This window comes from Mycobacteriales bacterium, from assembly GCA_030697205.1.
Taxonomy (GTDB): Bacteria; Actinomycetota; Actinomycetes; order Mycobacteriales; family SCTD01; genus JAUYQP01.
In genome coordinates this window covers 13,142-30,833 of the sequence record JAUYQP010000039.1, presented here as the reverse complement: position 1 = coordinate 30,833, position 17,692 = coordinate 13,142, and the positions used below count along the sequence as shown (strand labels likewise).

The 17,692-nt window shown below is 72.9% G+C and carries 17 protein-coding genes; 8 read left to right on the top strand and 9 right to left on the bottom strand.

The window, feature by feature from the left end; genetic code table 11:
• Positions 1 to 139: IS630 family transposase (locus tag Q8R60_12170; GenBank protein MDP3713224.1), on the top strand; the 139-nt coding region annotated here is incomplete at its 5' end.
• Between the two features lie 106 nt (positions 140 to 245).
• Here Q8R60_12170 and Q8R60_12165 read toward each other — a convergent pair.
• Both Q8R60_12165 and Q8R60_12160 read right to left on the bottom strand, forming a co-directional pair.
• Entirely contained in the window at positions 246 to 2,228 is a 1,983-nt protein-coding gene (locus Q8R60_12165; protein ID MDP3713223.1) for an EAL domain-containing protein, read from the bottom strand.
• Between the two features lie 279 nt (positions 2,229 to 2,507).
• Complete coding sequence (locus Q8R60_12160) at positions 2,508 to 2,954, bottom strand: hypothetical protein (protein MDP3713222.1); 447 nt, start codon at positions 2,952 to 2,954, stop codon at positions 2,508 to 2,510.
• Between the two features lie 145 nt (positions 2,955 to 3,099).
• On the opposite strand from Q8R60_12160, the gene Q8R60_12155 reads away from it, so the two are divergent.
• The 3 genes from Q8R60_12155 to Q8R60_12145 all read left to right on the top strand — a co-directional run bounded on the left by Q8R60_12155 (position 3,100) and on the right by Q8R60_12145 (position 5,864).
• The gene (locus tag Q8R60_12155) at positions 3,100 to 3,636 is read left to right on the top strand and encodes a YceI family protein (GenBank protein ID MDP3713221.1); all 537 of its coding nucleotides are present in this window, start codon (positions 3,100 to 3,102) and stop codon (positions 3,634 to 3,636) included.
• Between the two features lie 20 nt (positions 3,637 to 3,656).
• Positions 3,657 to 4,169: a gamma carbonic anhydrase family protein gene (locus tag Q8R60_12150; protein MDP3713220.1), complete on the top strand. Its 513-nt coding sequence runs from the start codon at positions 3,657 to 3,659 to the stop codon at positions 4,167 to 4,169.
• Positions 4,170 to 4,307: 138 nt separating this feature from the next.
• Positions 4,308 to 5,864, top strand: a complete 1,557-nt coding sequence (locus tag Q8R60_12145; protein MDP3713219.1) for a class I adenylate-forming enzyme family protein — start codon at positions 4,308 to 4,310, stop codon at positions 5,862 to 5,864.
• A gap of 3 nt (positions 5,865 to 5,867) precedes the next feature.
• On the opposite strand, the gene Q8R60_12140 is transcribed toward Q8R60_12145, so the two are convergent.
• Both Q8R60_12140 and Q8R60_12135 read right to left on the bottom strand, forming a co-directional pair.
• Positions 5,868 to 6,344: a response regulator gene (locus tag Q8R60_12140; protein ID MDP3713218.1), complete on the bottom strand. Its 477-nt coding sequence runs from the start codon at positions 6,342 to 6,344 to the stop codon at positions 5,868 to 5,870.
• Positions 6,345 to 6,405: 61 nt separating this feature from the next.
• Complete coding sequence (locus Q8R60_12135; protein ID MDP3713217.1) at positions 6,406 to 7,326, bottom strand: alpha/beta hydrolase; 921 nt, start codon at positions 7,324 to 7,326, stop codon at positions 6,406 to 6,408.
• 39 nt (positions 7,327 to 7,365) lie between these two features.
• Between Q8R60_12135 and Q8R60_12130 the strand changes: the two genes are divergently transcribed.
• Positions 7,366 to 8,262, top strand: a complete 897-nt coding sequence (locus Q8R60_12130) for a carbohydrate kinase (protein MDP3713216.1) — start codon at positions 7,366 to 7,368, stop codon at positions 8,260 to 8,262.
• On the opposite strand, the gene Q8R60_12125 is transcribed toward Q8R60_12130, so the two are convergent.
• Entirely contained in the window at positions 8,255 to 8,479 is a 225-nt protein-coding gene (locus Q8R60_12125; protein MDP3713215.1) for a hypothetical protein, read from the bottom strand. The two genes, Q8R60_12130 and Q8R60_12125, sit on opposite strands and share 8 nt — an antisense overlap.
• Positions 8,476 to 8,970, bottom strand: coding sequence for a hypothetical protein (locus tag Q8R60_12120; protein MDP3713214.1), 495 nt, complete (start codon positions 8,968 to 8,970; stop codon positions 8,476 to 8,478). The genes Q8R60_12125 and Q8R60_12120 overlap by 4 nt, the downstream gene beginning before the upstream one ends.
• Before the next feature lie 37 nt (positions 8,971 to 9,007).
• Here Q8R60_12120 and Q8R60_12115 point away from each other — a divergent pair, with 37 nt between their 5' ends.
• The 3 genes from Q8R60_12115 to Q8R60_12105 all read left to right on the top strand — a co-directional run bounded on the left by Q8R60_12115 (position 9,008) and on the right by Q8R60_12105 (position 14,138).
• The gene (locus Q8R60_12115; protein MDP3713213.1) at positions 9,008 to 9,499 is read left to right on the top strand and encodes an Lrp/AsnC family transcriptional regulator; all 492 of its coding nucleotides are present in this window, start codon (positions 9,008 to 9,010) and stop codon (positions 9,497 to 9,499) included.
• A 113-nt stretch (positions 9,500 to 9,612) separates the two neighbouring features.
• On the top strand, positions 9,613 to 13,071 hold the full coding sequence (locus Q8R60_12110; protein MDP3713212.1) for an indolepyruvate ferredoxin oxidoreductase family protein: 3,459 nt from the start codon (positions 9,613 to 9,615) through the stop codon (positions 13,069 to 13,071).
• A complete protein-coding gene (locus Q8R60_12105) occupies positions 13,068 to 14,138 on the top strand; it encodes a glycosyltransferase family 4 protein (GenBank protein ID MDP3713211.1) in 1,071 nt (356 codons plus the stop codon). The genes Q8R60_12110 and Q8R60_12105 overlap by 4 nt, the downstream gene beginning before the upstream one ends.
• On the opposite strand, the gene Q8R60_12100 is transcribed toward Q8R60_12105, so the two are convergent.
• From Q8R60_12100 to Q8R60_12090, 3 genes are read right to left on the bottom strand one after another with little or no spacing between them, the layout of a single operon-like run.
• Positions 14,045 to 15,529, bottom strand: coding sequence for a glycosidase-like protein (locus Q8R60_12100; GenBank protein MDP3713210.1), 1,485 nt, complete (start codon positions 15,527 to 15,529; stop codon positions 14,045 to 14,047). The genes Q8R60_12105 and Q8R60_12100 overlap by 94 nt on opposite strands.
• Positions 15,526 to 16,530, bottom strand: coding sequence for a glycosyltransferase (locus Q8R60_12095; GenBank protein MDP3713209.1), 1,005 nt, complete (start codon positions 16,528 to 16,530; stop codon positions 15,526 to 15,528). The genes Q8R60_12100 and Q8R60_12095 overlap by 4 nt, the downstream gene beginning before the upstream one ends.
• Positions 16,527 to 17,657: a glycosyltransferase gene (locus Q8R60_12090; GenBank protein MDP3713208.1), complete on the bottom strand. Its 1,131-nt coding sequence runs from the start codon at positions 17,655 to 17,657 to the stop codon at positions 16,527 to 16,529. The genes Q8R60_12095 and Q8R60_12090 overlap by 4 nt, the downstream gene beginning before the upstream one ends.
• Positions 17,658 to 17,692: the final 35 nt, after the last annotated feature.

Here is a 17,692-nt window from a genome sequence, read left to right as displayed (position 1 = left end):
CGTCAAGGAACTCGTCTCCGCGATCAGCCGGTTCATCGAAGGCTGGAACGACCGCTGCCACCCCTTCACCTGGACCAAGACCGCCGACGAGATCCTCACCCACGCCGTCCGTAAGACAACTTCAGACGCGGACCACTAGGTCGCCGGCCGTCGCCGCGGGCCGAAGCACCGCCTGCAGTCCCCTACGGCTTCGGTCAGGGCATCGGCACTCGTGGCCGGTGCCCTTCGCTGCTGCTCGGGGCGGATCAGCGCGGGGCGAGCGCCGGCTGCACGGGGAGTCTCGCCGGCCGGCTCACGTACTCCTCGATCCAGACCGCGACCTCGCTCTCCGGCAGCGGCCGTGCCAGGAAGTAGCCCTGCAGCTGGTCGCAGGAGACGCCTTCCAGGGCGCTCCATGCCTCGGCGTCCTCGACGCCCTCGGCCACGACGACGAGCCCCAGGCTCCTGCCGAGCTCCACGGTGCTGCGGACGATCGCCCTGTCCTGATCCCGCACCGCGATGTCGCGCACGAAACCGCGGTCGATCTTGAGCTCGTCCACCGGCAGCTGCTGCAGGTAGGCCAGCGAGGAGTAGCCGCTGCCGTAGTCATCGACCGCCAGGCGCACGCCGAGTGCCTTCAGCCGCCGCAGCACCCCGAGCGAGGTCTCCGGGTCGCTCATCAGCGAGCTCTCCGTGATCTCGAGGACCACCTTGTCGGGGGCGACACCGCTATCCGCGAGCACGCGGGCGACGACCTCGGGGAACGTGTCGTCGACGAGGTTGCGGACGGAGATGTTGATGGCGATGGACAGCGACGGGTCCCCCCAGGAGCGGGCGGCGCGCAGGGCGTGCTCGAGGACCCACGGGGTCAGCTCGGAGATCAGGCCGCTGTTCTCGGCCAGCGGGATGAAGACGTCCGGGGCAAGGATGCCCCTGGTGGGGTGCTGCCAGCGGCACAGGGCCTCGAAGCCGACCAGGGCTCCTGTGGACACATCGCTCTTGGGCTGGAAGTGCAGCCGCATCTCGCCCTCGGCGATGGCCCGGCGCAGCTCGGCGAGAAGGGCGAGCCGGTCCGGGCTGTAGGTGTCGGTGGTCGCGCTGTAGGTGCTCACGTGGCCTGCCCCCTGCTTGGCGGCGTACATCGCGACGTCCGCGCGCTGGAGCAGCAGCTCAGCGTCGGCCCCGTGGTCGGGTGACACGGCGATGCCGATGCTCGCCCCGACGGCGATCGCCAGGCCGTCCAGGTCCACCGGCTCGTGCAGCGACGCCGTGAGTCGGTCAGCCAGTACCCGGGCTCCGGCCTCGTCGGTGCCCGGGAGCAGCACCGCGAACTCGTCCCCGCCGAGCCGCGCCAGCGAGTCTGCGGCGCGCAGGTGGGACTGCAGGCGGACGGCGACCTCGCAGAGCAGGCGGTCACCGTTGTGGTGCCCGAGGGTGTCGTTCACCTCCTTGAAGCGGTCCAGGTCGAGCAGCAGCACTGCGGTGCTCCGCTGCTCTCGGCGGTCCCGCGCGAGCGCCCGCTCCGCCCGGTCGAACAGCAGGGTGCGGTTGGGGAGCCCGGTGAGCGCGTCGTGCATCGCCTGGTGCTCGTTGCGGGCCACCTGCGCCTGCAGCTGCCGTGCCGCGCGGGCGACCAACCGGTAGAGCACGACCCACAGCAACCCCAGCCCGCCGAGCAGGAGCAGGAGCAGCTGGCGCCCGTCCCGGGCGATGCCGGCGGCAACGCCGTCGTACGGCACGTAGAGCTCGGCGACGGCGATGACCTGTCCGTCGGGCGCGTGCACGGGCGCGAAGACCTCCAGCAGGCTCCCGAGTCCCCGTTCCCCGGCGTGGTCAGCGCGGTCCGTGTCGGCGAAGTCGCTTCCGACGCTACCGGCGAGGGCGCTGCCGACCGGGCCGCCGGTGACGCGACGGCCGAGCTGCTTCGGGTCGTCGGAGAAGACGAGCGTCCCCTGCGCATCGAACAGCTTGATCCGGCGCAGCGTCTGCTCCCGGAGACCGGTGGCGACCACGACGTCGAGCTTCTGACGACTCTGTTCGGACAGGCCGTCGAACAGGTCGTCGCCCGCCAGCACCGGCGACACCACCAGGTCCGTGACGAAGGCCGCGGACTGCTTGGCGTCCGCGAGCGCGCGACGCTCGATCATCCCGCCGAGCACCAGCTGCAGGACGAGGCCGAGGAGTGCGACCAGGACGCCCGAGACGACCGCGAAGCGGACAGTCAGGCTGGAAAGGGCACGGCGCACCATTGTTGATGACTCGGCGCATCCGATGACGTGCTGAAGCCGTCGCGCGCGCCGCTTGCCCTCCAACCCCACCCGCACGTTCGAGCTCTACGCCTGGGAACGGTCCACCGGCGAGCACCGCCAGGTCACCGACCGCGAGAACGGCAGGTCCGACGGGGCGCTGTCGCCGGACGGCGAGTGGGTCTGGTGTTTCGACGACACCGACGGCGACGAGCACGGCGTCTGGCGACAGCAGCCCTTCACCACCGGCGCCGGCGGCGCGGTTCATCGCTCCGTGGACTGCTACCGACGGGTGAGCCGCACGGCGGTCAGTCGGCCGAGCGGTGCGCAGCTGGCCTCCCAGTCACCGGGGAACAGCGTCGTGGCGAGGGGGACGACCCAGGCCGCGGCCGCCTCGGCGTCGGCCGGGCCGGCGCACATCGCGACGACCTCGCCGCCGGGGCTCTTGCGCTTGTCGAGCCGGACGAGGGACTGCAGCAGCTCGGGGGCGTCGGCGACGCAGAACCGCTCCGGCCACGCGATGCTGGGTGGCCGGCCCTTGCGCAGGTCGTTGCAGCGCTTGTGGGCCAGGCGCACGACACCACGGCCGCGGTCGCCCTTGGCGGCCGGCGCGACCTGGTCGGCCACCGGCTGGTTCGGGTCGTTGGCCTTGGCCTGCCGCGGCACCTCGTCGTCGCAGAGCCAGCACCGCCAGCCCGCCTCGTCCCCGAGCGCAGTGAGGTCGGCCATGAATCCGCAGCGTAGGGCGCCGTCGCCCGGTCCCGAGCACCGACGCCGACGCGACGCGGCCACCCGGGTCGGTCAGCGGCCCCCGCCCCGAGCGTCGCGCTGAGCGTCGGCTGAACCTCCCAGCCCCGGTGGCCGAAGACCGGGCATGCCCTCCCCGACGACCCTTGACCACAGCAGCGGCGACCTCACCCTGCACACCGGCCGGGAGGGGGTCGCGAGCAGGGTCGGCCACGACCTGACGCTGCGGGTCGGCCGATGGAACGCCGAGGTGACGACCGGCAGCGACGGGCGCGCCACGGCGGTGCGGGTCGTGGCGGACCTCTCCTCGCTGGAGGTCGTGCGCGGCGACGGTGGGCTCAAGCCGCTGTCGGACAAGGACCGCCGCACGATCCTCGCCAACGCCCTCGAGAGCCTCCAGGCCGCGCAGCACCCCCAGCTCGTCTTCGAGGCCGACGGGCTGTCGGTCGGCGAGGGCCGCACGAGGGTCGCCGGGACGGCAGCGCTGGCCGGCCGGACGGAACCGCAGTCGGTGGACGTCGTCGTCGCCGCGGGTGGCACCAGCGTCACCGTCACCGGCGAGGTCGTGCAGTCGGCCTTCGGGATCAAGCCCTACACCGGGATGCTCGGTGCGCTGAAGGTGCGAGACGCCGTCGAGGTCCGTGCGTCGCTGACCCTCGGGTAGTCCGTCACTAGGGTGGGCGGGTGCCGCTGATCTCATTGGGTGACCGCGTCCCCGTTGTCGACCCCACCGCCTGGATCGCCCCCACCGCCACCCTCGTCGGCAGCGTGACGGTCGGTGCGCAGTCCAGCGTCTGGTACTCCACCGTCATCCGCGGTGACGGTGACCGCATCACCATCGGTGCGCGCACCAACGTCCAGGACGGCTGCGTCCTGCACACCGACCCGAGCCTGCACCTGCAGGTCGGCGACGACGTGTCGATCGGGCACCGGGCGGTCGTGCACGGGTGCGTCATCGAGGACGGCTGCCTCATCGGGATGGGCGCGGTCGTGATGAACCGCGCGGTCATCGGCGCCGGTTCGCTCGTCGGCGCGGGCGCGGTCGTCACCGAGGGAACCGTCATCCCGCCGCGCTCGCTCGTCGCGGGGGTCCCGGGCAAGGTGCGCCGGGAGCTGTCCGACGACGAGGTCACGATGCTGCGCGCCAACGCCGAGGTCTACCTGCAGCACACCGCGCTGCACGCCGCGCAGCACTAGTCAGAGTGGGACGCCTGGCGCGCGTGCGCGCCCTCCGCGCCCTGGCGGGATGACGCCCCGCCCGACCGCCCGGAGACGGACCTCCCTCAGTTGGTAGAACGCGTTACAGTTCCCGGCCATCGAGCCTGGAGGTCCCTCGTGCCCGCACCCGCCGACCGTGACGCCGTCGCCGCGTTCCAGTTGCAGGGCCAGGACGTGCCCTGGCTGCTGACCCACTGGGCCGCGATCCAGCCGGACAAGCCACTTCTGGTCTGGGAGCCGCGCGAGGGAGAGGGCCGCACCTGGACCTACGGCGAGTTCCTCGTCGACGTCAAGCGGCTCGCGGCTGGTCTCTCGGCCCGTGGCATCGGGGTCGGGGACACCGTGGCTATCCACTCCGACAACTGCCCGGAGATGGTCCTCGCCTGGTACGCCTGCGCCTGGGTCGGCGCCATCGGCGTCACCACCAACACCCGCTCGGTGGCGGCCGAGGTCGGCTTCTTCCTCGACAAGGCGAGGTGCGTCGCGGCGATCACCCAACCGGCGTACGCCGACCTCGTGCGCGAGGCCGGTCCGTCCCTGCGGTGGATCGTCACGACCGACTCCCTCGAGGAGCTCTACGGCGAGGAGGCCGACGCGCCCGTGCGCGAGGCCGACCCCATGCTGCCCGCCGGGATCCTGTTCACCAGCGGGACGACGTCGAAGCCGAAGGCGGTCGTGCACACGCACGGCAACGCGATCTGGGCCGGCCGGATCGGGCCGCGCAACATCGACCTCAACCGTGACGACACCTACCTGATCTACCTGCCGTTCTTCCACGTCAACGCGCAGTCCTGGACAATGTGGTCGGTGCTCGGTGTCGGCGCGACTGCGGTCCTGACCCCGAAGTGGTCGACGTCGGGGTTCTGGCCGGTCGTCCAGAAGCACGCGATCACGCACATCTCGCTCATGCCCTTCGTCTTCGCGGCGTTCCAGCTGCCCGAGACGCCGAAGGAGCACACGATCCGGGTCGGCGTCTTCGGCATGGTCATGCCCGAGCTCGACGCCTGGCTGGGCCTGAAGGTCTACGCCGCCTACGGCATGACCGAGACCGTGACGCACGCGATCACGGGTCGCCCGCAGGAGGGCTGGCCCCGGCTGTCGATGGGCCACCCCACGCCGGGCTACGAGCTGCTCGTCGTGGACAAGGAGTCCGGCGAGCTCGTCGCCCCCGGCGAGACCGGCGAGCTGTGGGTGCGCGGCACCCGCGGGATCCAGCTGTTCCTCGAGTACTTCGACAACCCCGAGGCCAACGCGTCGTCGTTCACCGACGACGGCTGGTTCACGACCGGCGACATGGTGAAGGTCGTCGAGGGCGGCAACGTCGTCTACACCGACCGCGACTCCGACGTCCTCAAGGTCGGCGGCGAGAACGTCAGCGCCCGCGAGGTCGAGGACGCCTGCCGCACCGCGCCCGGCATCGCCGAGATCGCCGTCGTCGGCAAGGCCCACGAGTGGCTGTCGATGGTGCCGGTCGCCTTCGTCATCAAGGCACCCGGTGCGGAGCCCGACGACGGGGTGTTCGAGAGGACCGTCATCGCGGCCTGCGCCGCTGTCCTGGCCGACTTCAAGGTGCCCCGCGCGGTCTACGTCGTCGAGGAGCTGCCTCGCGCCACCCTCGACAAGGTCGCCAAGAACGTCCTGCGCGAGATCGCCGACGCCAAGCCCGCGGTCTGACCGCTAGGCCTGCGCCGCGGACGGCACCGCGTCGGCCGCTGCAGACCGGGGCGCCGGCACGCACGCCGAGTCGAGCAGCGTGCGCACCTGATCGACGAACACCACGAAGTCGAACGGCTTGGTGAGCACGGTCGCGACCAGGTCGCGGCCGACGGCACCCTCCAGCTCGCCGAGCGGCTTGCCTGAGACGACCATGCGCGGGACTCCGGCGGTCGCGGGATGGGCCGCCAGCCGGGCCGCGACCTCCCAGCCGTCCATGCCCGGCATCATCACGTCGAGCACGACGAGGTCGGGTCGCACGGTCGCTGCGAGCGCCAGCGCCGTGGGCCCGTCGGCCGCCTGCACGACCTGGTGCCCCTCGAGGGTGAGCACGACTGCGAGCAGCTCGCGCACTGACTCCTCGTCGTCGACGACGAGGACGGTCCGCCGGCCGGACAGCGAGGTGAGGGTGCGCGCGGCGCACGCAGCAAGGTGGGTCATATCGGGTTCGTCGGCCGCACGGCCGAGCTCGATGTCCCCCTTACGGGTGACGAGGTGGCGGCTAGGCCTTCTCCAGGCCCTTCGCGGACACGGCGAGCACGTCGCGGGCGAGGTCGTCCCAGATCGCGCGCGGCAGGTCGTGGCCCATGCCGGCGTAGCCGACGAAGCGCGCGTTGCGGATCGTGCGCGCGAGCGCGAGGCCCCCGCTCGGCCCGACGAGCGGGTCGTGCAGGCCGTGCACGACGAGGGTCGGGATCGTGAGCAGCCGCAGCTTGGCGGAGCGGTCCGGCTGGGTGAGGCAGGCGGCGAGCTGGCGGAGGTAGCCGGCGGGCTGGTATCCGCGGTCGAGGCTGCGCCCGGCGAGGTCGCGCAGGTAGTCCTCGTCGCGCGGGAAGCCCTTGCTGCCGATGAGCCGGTAGGTGTCGAGCACCCGCTGCACGGCCTCCTCGCGGTCCTTCACCGGGCGCCGACGCAACAGCTGCGGCAGCACCTGCGCGCGCGGCCTACCGACGAGCCGACCGCCCGTCGAGGTCATGATCAGGGTGAGCGAGCGGACCCGCTCGGGAGCGAGCAGCGCCAGCGCCTGCGCGATGTAGCCGCCCATCGACGCACCCACGACGTCAGCGGTCTCCAGGCCGATGGCATCCATCAGCCCGAGGGCGTCCTGTGCCATGTCCTCGATGGAGTACGGCGCCTTCGCCCGCCGCGCGAGGACCTTGAGGGGGTCCGGGGCCGTGACCCCGTCGAGGTGCGTCGACAGGCCGCAGTCGCGGTTGTCGAAGCGCACGACGTAGCGTCCTGCCGCGACGAGGTCGGCGACCAGCGCGTCGGGCCAGGCGATCATCTGCGTCCCGAGGCCCATCACCAGCAGCACCGCCGGGTCGGCCGGGTCGCCGTAGGCCTCGTAGGCGATCTCGAGCGCGCCGATGCGGGCGGTGCGGACGTCGTCGGGCAGGGTCCGCTCTGGCTCCAGCGCTGTCATGCCACCAGTGTGCCTCGCGGTGCCGTGCACCGTCGGGCGGTGGGTCAGACTGCGCACGTGACGGGTGACGTGCGCTGGCCGGCGGTGGTCGTCGTCGGGGAGGCCCTGGTCGACGTCGTGGTCGCCGTCGACGGGACGCAGACCGAGCACCCCGGCGGCAGCCCGGCCAACGTCGCGGTCGGCCTCGGCCGGCTCGGTCACCCGGTGCGGCTGCTCACCGCGCTCGGCGACGACGACGCCGGCGCGCTGGTCCGCGCGCACCTCGAGGCCTCCGGCGTCGAGGTCGTCGCGGCCCCACTGACGCGGACGTCCACCGCCGTCGCGACCCTCGACGCGGCGGGCGTCGCGGCGTACTCCTTCGACCTGCTCTGGTCCCTTCCCGACGACCTCGACCCGGGCCCGGCGGACTGGCTGCACGTGGGCTCGGTCGCCGCGACGCTGGAGCCAGGGGCCACGGTCGTACGCCGGATCGCGGCCGGCTGGCGTGGTCCGGTCAGCTACGACGTCAACTGCCGGCCGGCGCTGATGCCTGCGGCGGAGCAGACCCGAGAGCTGGTCGAGCAACTGGTGCCGCACTGCGACCTGGTGAAGCTGTCCGACGAGGACGCCGCCTGGCTGGCGCCGGGGGTCGAGCTGCACGAGCTGGCCTCGCACTGGCAACGGCTCGGGGCGCGCCGGGTGGTCGTGACAGAGGGCGCCCGCGGGGCGACCTGCTGGGGGGAGTCCGGTGAGGGCGCCACCACCGTGCGACCCGACGGCGACGCGGTCGCGGTCGTCGACACCGTCGGTGCGGGCGACTCCTTCATGAGCGGCTTGGTGTCGTCGCTCGCACGACACGACCACGTGCAGCACGCGATGGCGCTCGCCGCGAAGGTCGCGGCCGTCACCGTCGGCCGCGCCGGCGCCGACCCGCCCTGGGCCCGCGAGCTCAGCTGACGCGGTCGGGGTCGGTCGCCGCCCATGCCTCGAGAGCGCATCGGCGCTCACGCTCGCGCAGCGCGGACAGCGCCCCCTGCGCCGCCACCGCGTGCACCGCGTCGTCGAGCCACGCGAGACGTTCCTGTGGGGTGAGCGCCGCGAGGGCGAGGCGCTGTGCGGTCACAGCGCCTTCGAAGGTGGCGGCCTCCCAGCCGTCCGCAGTCGCGGAGGTCATGCGCGCGTGTCCGGCAGGGCCTCGAGGGCTTCGATGTCGAGGAGGTCCTGGGGGCGCCCGGCCGCGCGCTTCATGACGAGGAGGTCCTGACGGGACGCGAGCTTGACGGGCACGCCTCCCATCGTCGCTTCGACGGCAGCGTCGTGCAACGCCTCGAAGGGCACGGGGTAGATGGCGAACACGTCGACCCGGCGGGTCACGGACGCGGGGTCGAAGAACGTGAAGACCATGAGGTTGCGGTTGTCGACCCAGTCGGTGCGGATGGCGGGGTCTGCGAAGTCCACCGGGTCGACCGGGAGCAAGGGACGCAGGCCCACACCGGTGAGCGCCCGCACGGCCTCGCGCGCGTTGTCCACTGCGAGGTCCACGACGAGGTCCAGGTCGACCGTGAGGCGCACATGGCCGTGATGGACGACGGCGGTCCCGCCCACCACGACGAAGCGCACGCCGGCTGCGTGCAGCGCGGCGTAGACGTCGTCGTAGAGGCCCACGGGTCAACGGTAGGCCCGTCCTCCTACTCTTCGAGGCGTGTTCACCCCCGACGCGGTCGACGCGGCGATCCTGCAGGCGCTCGTCGCCGACCCGCGGCTGACGGTGAGCGAGCTGGCCGAGCGGGCGGGCGTCGTGCGCAACACCGCGCAGTCGCGGCTCGAGCGGCTGCACCGCGAGGGCGTCCTCGGCGGCAACGACCGCGGGGTGGACCTGCGCGAGCTCGGCTGGTCGGTCGCCGCGATCGTCGCGATCTCGCTGCGCCACGCCGAGATGGAGCAGGCCTGCGCGGCGCTCGCCGAGATCCCGGCGGTGCTGCTCGTCGAAGAGGTCGCCGGCTCGACCGGGGACCTGCTGGTCCGGGTCGCGGCCCGCTCCACCGACGACCTTCAGCAGGTCGTCCACCAGATCCTGTCGAGCCCGGGCGTGGTGTCCACGACGACCCAGGTCGTGCTGAAGACCCGCATCCCCTACCGCGTGGCGCCGTTGCTGGCGGAGGGTCACCCGGTGAGCAAGCAGCCCAACGTCTGAGCGTGACGCCGGTCACGTCATGAGCAGAATGCTCAAATGGCGCCGTCGCGTTTGACCACAACGGGCACTCACCCGCACCCTGGCCGCTCCACCTGCGATCCAGGAGCGACACCGTGACGGCCCTCGACGACCGCCCCACCGGCGACGGCACCGCCCGCCACCGCTACACCCCCGCCGACCGCTACGTCCCCGGCGCCCGCCCCGTGCTGCTCACCGGTGTGCAGTCGATCGCGCGCCTGCTCGTCGAGCAGCACGTCCGCGACACCCGCGCGGGTCGGCGTACGGCGTCCCTGGTCTCGGGCTACCCCGGATCCCCGCTCGGTGGCCTCGACAAGCTGCTGCACTCGCTTCCCGAGCTCAAGCGCGACCACGGCGTGCACCTCGTGCCGGGCCTCAACGAGGAGCTCGGCGCGACCGCGGTGTGGGGCAGCCAGCAGGTCCCGGGCACGCAGAGCGTCGACGGGGTCGTCGGGGTCTGGTACGGCAAGGGCCCGGGTGTCGACCGCTCCGGCGACGCCTTCCGCCACGGCAACACCTACGGCGCCAACCCCACCGGCGGCGTGCTCGTCATGGCCGGCGACGACCCCGGCGCGAAGTCGAGCACCGTGCCGTGCACCAGCGAGCGGACCCTCGCGTCGTTCGGCATGCCGGTGTTGACCCCCCGCAACGGCGAGGAGCTCATCACCTTCGGCCTGCACGGCGTCGCCCTCAGCCGGCTGTCCGGCTGCTGGGTCGGCGTGAAGGTGCTCGCCGACGTGGCCGACGGCCTGTGGACCGTCGACCGCGACTTCCAGGCCGTCGACATCACCGTGCCCGAGGTCGAGTGGAACGGCCGGCCCTGGACCTACAGCCAGCTGCTCATGAAGGACCCGCGCGACTCCGTCGTCGCCGAGGCCGCGCTGGTCGGCCCGCGCTGGGCGGCGGTCGAGGCCTTCGGTGCCGCCAACGCCCTCGACGAGATCACCCACGACACCCCGGGCGCGTGGCTCGGTATCGCCTCGACCGGCACCGCCTACGACGCGACGATGCAGGCGCTGCAGGACCTCGGCATCACCGACCCGGCCGCGGTCGGCATCCGGGTGCTGCGCGTCGGCATGCCCTACCCGCTCGGCGCGGCCCTCGTCCGTCGCTTCGCGACCGGCCTCGAGACGCTGCTCGTGGTGGAGGAGAAGACGTCGTTCCTCGAGTCCCAGCTCAAGGACGTGCTGTACGGCGTGACCGGTGCGCCGGCGATCCACGGCAAGCGCGGCCCCGACGGCCGACTGCTCGTGCCCGCCGACGGCCAGGTCTCGGCCGACCGTCTCGACGGCCCGCTGCGCTCGCTGCTCGGTGACCGCGTGCAGCTCGCCCCCCGCCGGTCCGGTCCCCGCACCCAGCTGTCGCTGTCGCCGGTGAAGCGCACCCCCTACTTCTGCTCCGGCTGCCCGCACAACCGCTCCACCCCGGTGCCCGAGGGCTCGCTGGCCGGCGGTGGCATCGGCTGCCACACGATGGTGACGCTGACCGAGCGCCCCGACCAGTCGGTCCTCGGCCTGACCCAGATGGGCGGTGAGGGCGCGCAGTGGATCGGGCAGTCGCCCTTCACCGACGTCGACCACGTCTTCCAGAACGTCGGGGACGGCACCTTCGCCCACAGCGCCCAGCTGTCGGTGCAGTTCTGCGTCGCCGCGGGCGTCAACATCACCTACAAGCTGCTCTACAACGCCGTCGTCGCGATGACCGGTGCGCAGAACGCCGAGGGCGGCCTGACCGTCCCGAAGCTCACCGAGAAGCTCATGGCCGAGGGCGTCGCGCAGATCGTGGTCGTGAGCGACGAGCCCAAGAAGCACAAGCGCTCGCGGCTCGCGCCCGGCGTCACGGTGCGCCACCGCGACGACATGGACGAGGTGCAGAAGGAGCTGCGCGAGGTGAAGGGCGTGACCGTCCTCATCTACGACCAGCAGTGCGCCAACGAGGCCCGCCGGCTGCGCAAGCGCGGCAAGCAGGAGATCCGCACGACCCGCGTCGTCATCGACGAGGCGGTCTGCGAGGGCTGCGGCGACTGCGGCCAGAAGAGCAACTGCCTGTCGGTGCAGCCGGTCGACACCGAGCTCGGTCGTAAGACCCGCATCGACCAGACCACCTGCAACACCGACTACTCCTGCCTGCTCGGCGACTGCCCGTCCTTCCTCACCGTGCAGGCCGCGCCCCCGAAGCCGGGAGCCAAGAAGGCCAAGCGCGTCGCGCCCGAGGCGCCCGCTGTCGTCGACCCGGTCCTCGCCACCTCGGCCGACGTCTTCCTCGCCGGCATCGGCGGCACCGGCATCGTCACGGTCAACCAGCTGCTCGCGACCGCCGGCCTGCGCAGCGACCTCGACACCACAGGCCTGTCGGGCCTCGACCAGGTCGGCCTGTCGCAGAAGGCCGGCCCGGTGACGTCGCACCTGCGGGTCGGCGACCGCGGCCCGGCCAACCGGGTCGGGCACGCCACCGCCGACGTGGTGCTGGCCTTCGACGCCCTCGTCATGGCCGACCCGAAGAACCTCGCGGTCTGCTCGCCGGAGTTCACCATCGCGGTCGTCTCCACCTCCGAGACCCCGACCGGCACCCAGGTCGCGGACGCGCAGGCACCCAAGACCGACGTCCCCGGTCAGGTCCGGCGCATCCGCGAGGCCGTCGTGAAGGTCGTCGAGATCGACGCCCTCGGCGCGTCGGAGGTCCTCTTCGGCTCGACCGCCCCGGCCAACCTGCTGCTCGTCGGCGCGGCCTTCCAGCTCGGCGTCCTGCCCTTCAGCGCGGCCGCGATCGAGGAGGCCATCGAGCTCAACGGCGTCGCGGTCGCCGCCAACGTCGCGGCCTTCCGCTGGGGTCGGGTCGCCGTCGCCGACGGTCCCGCCTTCGCCGACGCGACCCGGCCGGCCGGTGCCGCCCGCGCCCCCCGGACCTTCGACCTGGGCTCCTCGCCGCTCGAGGGCGAGACCCGCCGCCTGGTCGAGGTCCGCGCGCAGCTGCTGCTCGAGCACTCCGGCAAGGCCGCGGCCCGCGACTACGTCGCGGTCGTCGAGCGGGCCTTCGCGGCCGAGCGGCAGGTCACCACCGACTCGTCGTACTCCCAGGCCGTGGCTCGTGGCGTCGCGCACCTCGCGGCCTACAAGGACGAGTACGAGGTGGCCCGGCTGCTGACCCGCCCGGAGCTGCTGGAGCAGGTCCAGGTGCAGGTGCCCGGGGCGACCAAGGTGACCTACAACCTGCACCCGCCGGCGCTGCGCTCGATGGGCATGGACCGCAAGCTCAAGCTCGGCGCGTGGTCCCGACCGGCGCTGCGACTCACGGCCAAGGCCAAGGTCCTGCGTGGCACCCCGTTCGACCCCTTCGGTCGCGCCCACGTCCGCAAGGTCGAGCGCGAGCTGCTTGCGTCGCACACCGAGCTCGTGGAGCGGCTCACCCGCGACCTGAGCTCCGAGTCCTACGCGACCGCCGTCGCGGCGGCCGGGGCGTCGGAGCTCGTGCGCGGCTACGAGGACGTCAAGCTGGCCGGGGTCGAGCGCTACCGCGCGGCACTGGTCGACCTGGGCCTCCAGCCGGGCGCGTGACGCTGCGGATCGGGGTCCTGTCCTCGATCGCCCACAGCACGCCCCCGCGCGGCTACGGCCCGTGGGAGCAGGTCGCCTCCACCCTCGCCGAGGGGCTGGTCGCGCTCGGGCACGACGTGACGCTGTTCGCCACCGCCGACTCGGTGACGTCGGCGCGGCTGATCTCGGTCGCCCCGCGCGGCTACGAGGAGGACCCGTTTGTCGACGCCAAGGTCCACGAGGGCCTGCACATCGCGGCGGCCTTCGAGCGGGCCGGCGAGCTCGACGTCCTGTCCAACCAGTTCGACTTCCTGCCGCTCACCTTCAGTCGGCTCGTCGACCTCCCGGTCGTGACGACCGTGCACGGGTTCTCGTCCGAGCGGATCGTGCCCGTCTACCAGGCCTACAACGACATCGCGCACTACGTCTCCATCAGCGACTCCGACCGCCACCCGTCGCTGACCTACGCCGCCACGATCCACCACGGCATCGAGCTCGACCGGTTCACGCCCGTGACCGGGCCGGGTGAGCACCTGCTCTTCCTCGGCCGCATCCACCCGCACAAGGGTCCGCACCTCGCGATCGAGGTGGCGCGGCGGGCGGGGGTCCCGCTGGTGCTGGCCGGGATCGTGCAGGACGAGGTCTACTTCCGCGACGTGGTCGAGCCGCTGCTCGGCGACGACGCCGTCTACGTCGGACCGGTGGGTCCGGACGAGCGCGACCGGCTGCTCGGTGGGGCGCTCGCCCTGCTGCACCTCATCAGCTTCGCCGAGCCCTTCGGGCTGTCGGTCGTCGAGTCGCTCGCCACCGGCACCCCCGTCATCGCCTTCCCGCTCGGCTCGATGCCGGAGCTCCTTCGTGACGGGGTGACCGGCTTCCTCGTCGACGACGTGGACGCTGCCGTCGACGCGGTCGGTCGGGTCGGGGCCCTCTCGCGACGGGCCTGCCGGGAGGAGGCCGAGACGCGCTTCTCCGCGGACCGGATGGTCGCGGACTACTCCGCGCTGCTCACCGACGTCGTGAGCCGCTCGAGCAGGGCAGGCAGGTCGACGAAGGCGAAGCGGACCGAGGCGTCGGAGGCGCCGTAGGGAAGCAGCAGGTCGTCGCCGTGCACGATGGCGCCGCAGGTGTAGACGACGTTCGGGACGTAGCCCTCGCGTTCCTCCTCGTCGGGCAGCAGCAGCGGCTCGGGCAGGATCCCGACGACGCGGCTCGGGTCGTCGAGGTCGAGCAGCAGCGCGCCGAGGGTGTACTCCCGCATGGGACCCACCCCGTGGGTGAGGACCAGCCAGCCGGCGGACGTCTCGATCGGCGACCCGCAGTTGCCGGTCTGGACCAGCTCCCAGACCCCACTCGGTCCGTGCAGGACCTCGGGCGCGTCCCAGACCCGTCCGTCGGCAGAGCTTGCCAGGCAGATGCTCTCGCGGTCGCTGCGGGTCAGCGCGAGGTGACGCCCACCGACCAGCCGGGGGAAGAGCGCGACCCCCTTGTCCGTGGCGGACGGCCCGGCGAGCGGTGACATCCGGAAGGTGAGGAAGTCCGTCGTCTCGAGCAGCTGCGGCGCGATGCGGACCCCGTCGTACGCCGTGCAGGTCCCTCGGTAGTCGACAACCCCGTCGGCGTCGGTGAAGCGGACCATCCGCACGTCCTCGATGCCCGATCGCTCGGCCGGGGTGTGCGGCCAGAGGACCCGGCTGGTCAGCGGGCAGTCGGGGTCGAAGCGCACCTCGTAGCTGGCGCTGGCGCTGGTGCGGGCGATCTCGGCGGTGTGGACAGCGCCCCGTCGGGTCACGCGCTGGCCGTGGAGGGAGTCCAGCGCCGCGAAGAGCTCGGGCTCGTCGAACTGCTCGTCGAGCAGGTCCAGCAGGAAGCGGGTGCTCTCGTCGTCGGCACCTGCCCGCTCGAGCTCTGCGGTGAGGACGCTGAGGTGGTGGGTCGTCGGACCGGCGGTGCCGGTCTCGGCGAGCCGACCGGGGTCGTCGATGACCAGTGCACGGCCCGGCCCGACGACGCCGGTGCGCAGCTCGACGCACGACAGGTGCCCCTCGCCGACGGCCCGGAGGGTCAGCAGCAGCCGCAGGGCGCCGTCGGGCAGCCCCGACTGATCGGGGTGCGCCACGGTGGAGGGGTTGAGCAGCGCGGCCCCGGAGAGGGAGGCCTCGGCCGTGAAGACCGCGCCGAGCATGGTGCGTCGGGCGTCGGTCAGCGAGGGCTCGTCCGGGACGCGGTGGGCTACCGCGGCGTAGTGCCTGCGCAGCACGGCGGGCAGGTCGCGGTGGCGGTGGGCCGACCGGTCGCGGATCCGCTGCAGGGTGGCCTCGATGGCGTCCTCGGACAGCGCGAGGGTGCGGCGGATCACCGCCGTCGCGCGCGACTCGCCCTGCTCGACGTGCTCGAGCCCCGGGACGAACAGCCGGGCGACGACCCGACTGGGGTCGGGCAGCAGCACGGTGTCTGTGCGCGTGATGAACGGCGTCATGGCAGCAGCGCGCGGGCCTGCTGCAGGGTCGACACCGCGGCGAGGGTCGACTCGGCGCCCTGGTTGTCGTTGCGGCCGTGCCGCTCGAGCCCGTCGCAGCCGCCGCCGCTGACCGGGTCCAGGAGCGGGGTCCGGGCGTCGTTGTCGCCGAGGAACCACCCGGCGCAGACGGCGATGCCCTGGGCCCACCGCTGCGTGCCGGTGAGGTCGTAGGCGCGGGCGCAGGCATCGGCGAGCGCGGCCACCTCGATCGGCTGCTGGTCGAAGGCCGCCACGTCTGCGTCCTGCGGTCCGCGGCCGCCGACCGGCACCACCGACAGGACGCCGTCGCGCAGCTGCACGTCGAGCAGCCATCCCAGCAGGGCAAGGCCCTCGGTGAGCAGGGCCGGCTCGTCGAGCGCGACGCCGGCGGCGATGAGCACCTCGGGGACCGCGGCGTTGGCGTAGGTCAGCCGCGGCTCGGGCCAGGGCCAGCCGGTGTCGACGCCGGTGTCGCGGACGGTGCGGGCCGCGTCGGCGAGCAGGTCGCGGGCAGGCTCGTGGTCGGGGTGCAGCGCGAGCACGGCAGCGGCCCCGAGCCCGGCGAAGGCGGTGGCGCGTGACCACGGCGAGCGCCAGGCCGCACCTCGGGTGAAGGCCGCGAGCGCGCCCTGGTCGGCGCAGACCGCACCGAGACCCCACAGCGCGCGGCCCCAGCAGTCCTCCACGCTCGGCGCGTCGGTCCACCGCAGCTCGGCATCACGACGGTTGCGGAAGCGCCCGTCCTCGGCCTGTGCGGCGAGGACGAAGGCGAGCAGCTCGCCGCGGAGCACGGCGAGGTCGGGGGCGTCCTCACGGGCCAGGACGACCAACCCGCGCGCGACGTCGTCGACGCAGTAGCCGTGCTCACGCCGGGGGACCGTCCCGAGGGCGTGCTCGTAGATGCCGCCGGCGTCGGTGAGTCGTCGCAGGTGGGTGAAGGACGGAGCCGGGTACGACGCGACCGCGCGCGTGGCGGTCATCCGGTACCGGCCAGTGCGTGGGCCTCGAGGAGCCGGTCGGCCACCGCGAGGTAGCGGCTGGCGACCGAGCGCCACATCAGGTCGGGGGCCCGCTCGCGGGCGCGCCGCCCGAGCTCGTCGGCCAGACCGGGCTCGGTGAGGACCCGCCGCAGAGCGGTCCGGAGGACGGTCGCGTCGCCCTGCGGCACGACCAGTCCCGGCCCGCCGGTGAGCAGCTCCACAGCGTGCGGGAAGGCGGTCGACACGACAGGTCGACCGGCGGCCACCGCCTCGGTGAGGACGCCGGAGGTGACCTGGTCACGCGAGTCGTAGGGAAGCAGGACCACGTCGGAGGACGCGACGACCGCGGCCAGCTCCTGCACGCCGAGGTAGCTGTCGTCGAGCTCGACGAGGTCGCCCACCCCGAGCTCGTCGATCCGTCTGCGCAGGCTGTTGCGGTAGTCCTCCCCGTCGTGCTCCGCGACCTTGGGGTGGGTCCTGCCGAGGACGAGGTAGCGGGGAGAGAGGTCGCGCAGGCCGGCGACCGCTTCGATGGCGTGCTCGATCCCCTTGCCGGGGCCGAGCAACCCCCACGTGAGCAGCAGCGGTCGGTCGTCACGGCGGGCGACGGCCCTCACCCCGCGGTGGTCCACGGCGCCGTGCGGGACGACGACGACCCGGGTCGGGTCCGCGCCGTAGCACCGCACGAGCCGCTCGCGTGCGGTCTGCGTCATCGTCACGGCGACCTGGGAGGCCTCGAGCAGCCGCAGCAGGATGCCGCGCTGTCGAGCGGTCGGCTCCTCCAGCACGGTGTGGAAGACGACCACCACCGGCACCCGCAGTGCCTCGATCAGTGGCACGACGTCGCTGCCGTCCGGCCCGCCGAAAATGCCGTACTCGTGCTGGACCACGACGACGTCGTGGGCGTCGAGGAGCTCGCGCACCCGCCGTGCGCTCGTGACGGAGCCGCGCACCAGGTGGCCGACGACCTCGGGCTGCGGGCTCGTCGTCGGTGCGTCGACGACCCTGACCACGGTGCTGATCGCCTGCTCGGCGAGGGCGCCGTGCAGGGCGGCGGTGAAGGTGGCGATGCCGCACTGCGTCGGCGGGTACGTGCCGAGCTGGACGGTGCGGACGTGGGAGGGCACACGGGCTCCTGGTGCGTCGCGTTCCAGGTCCGTTG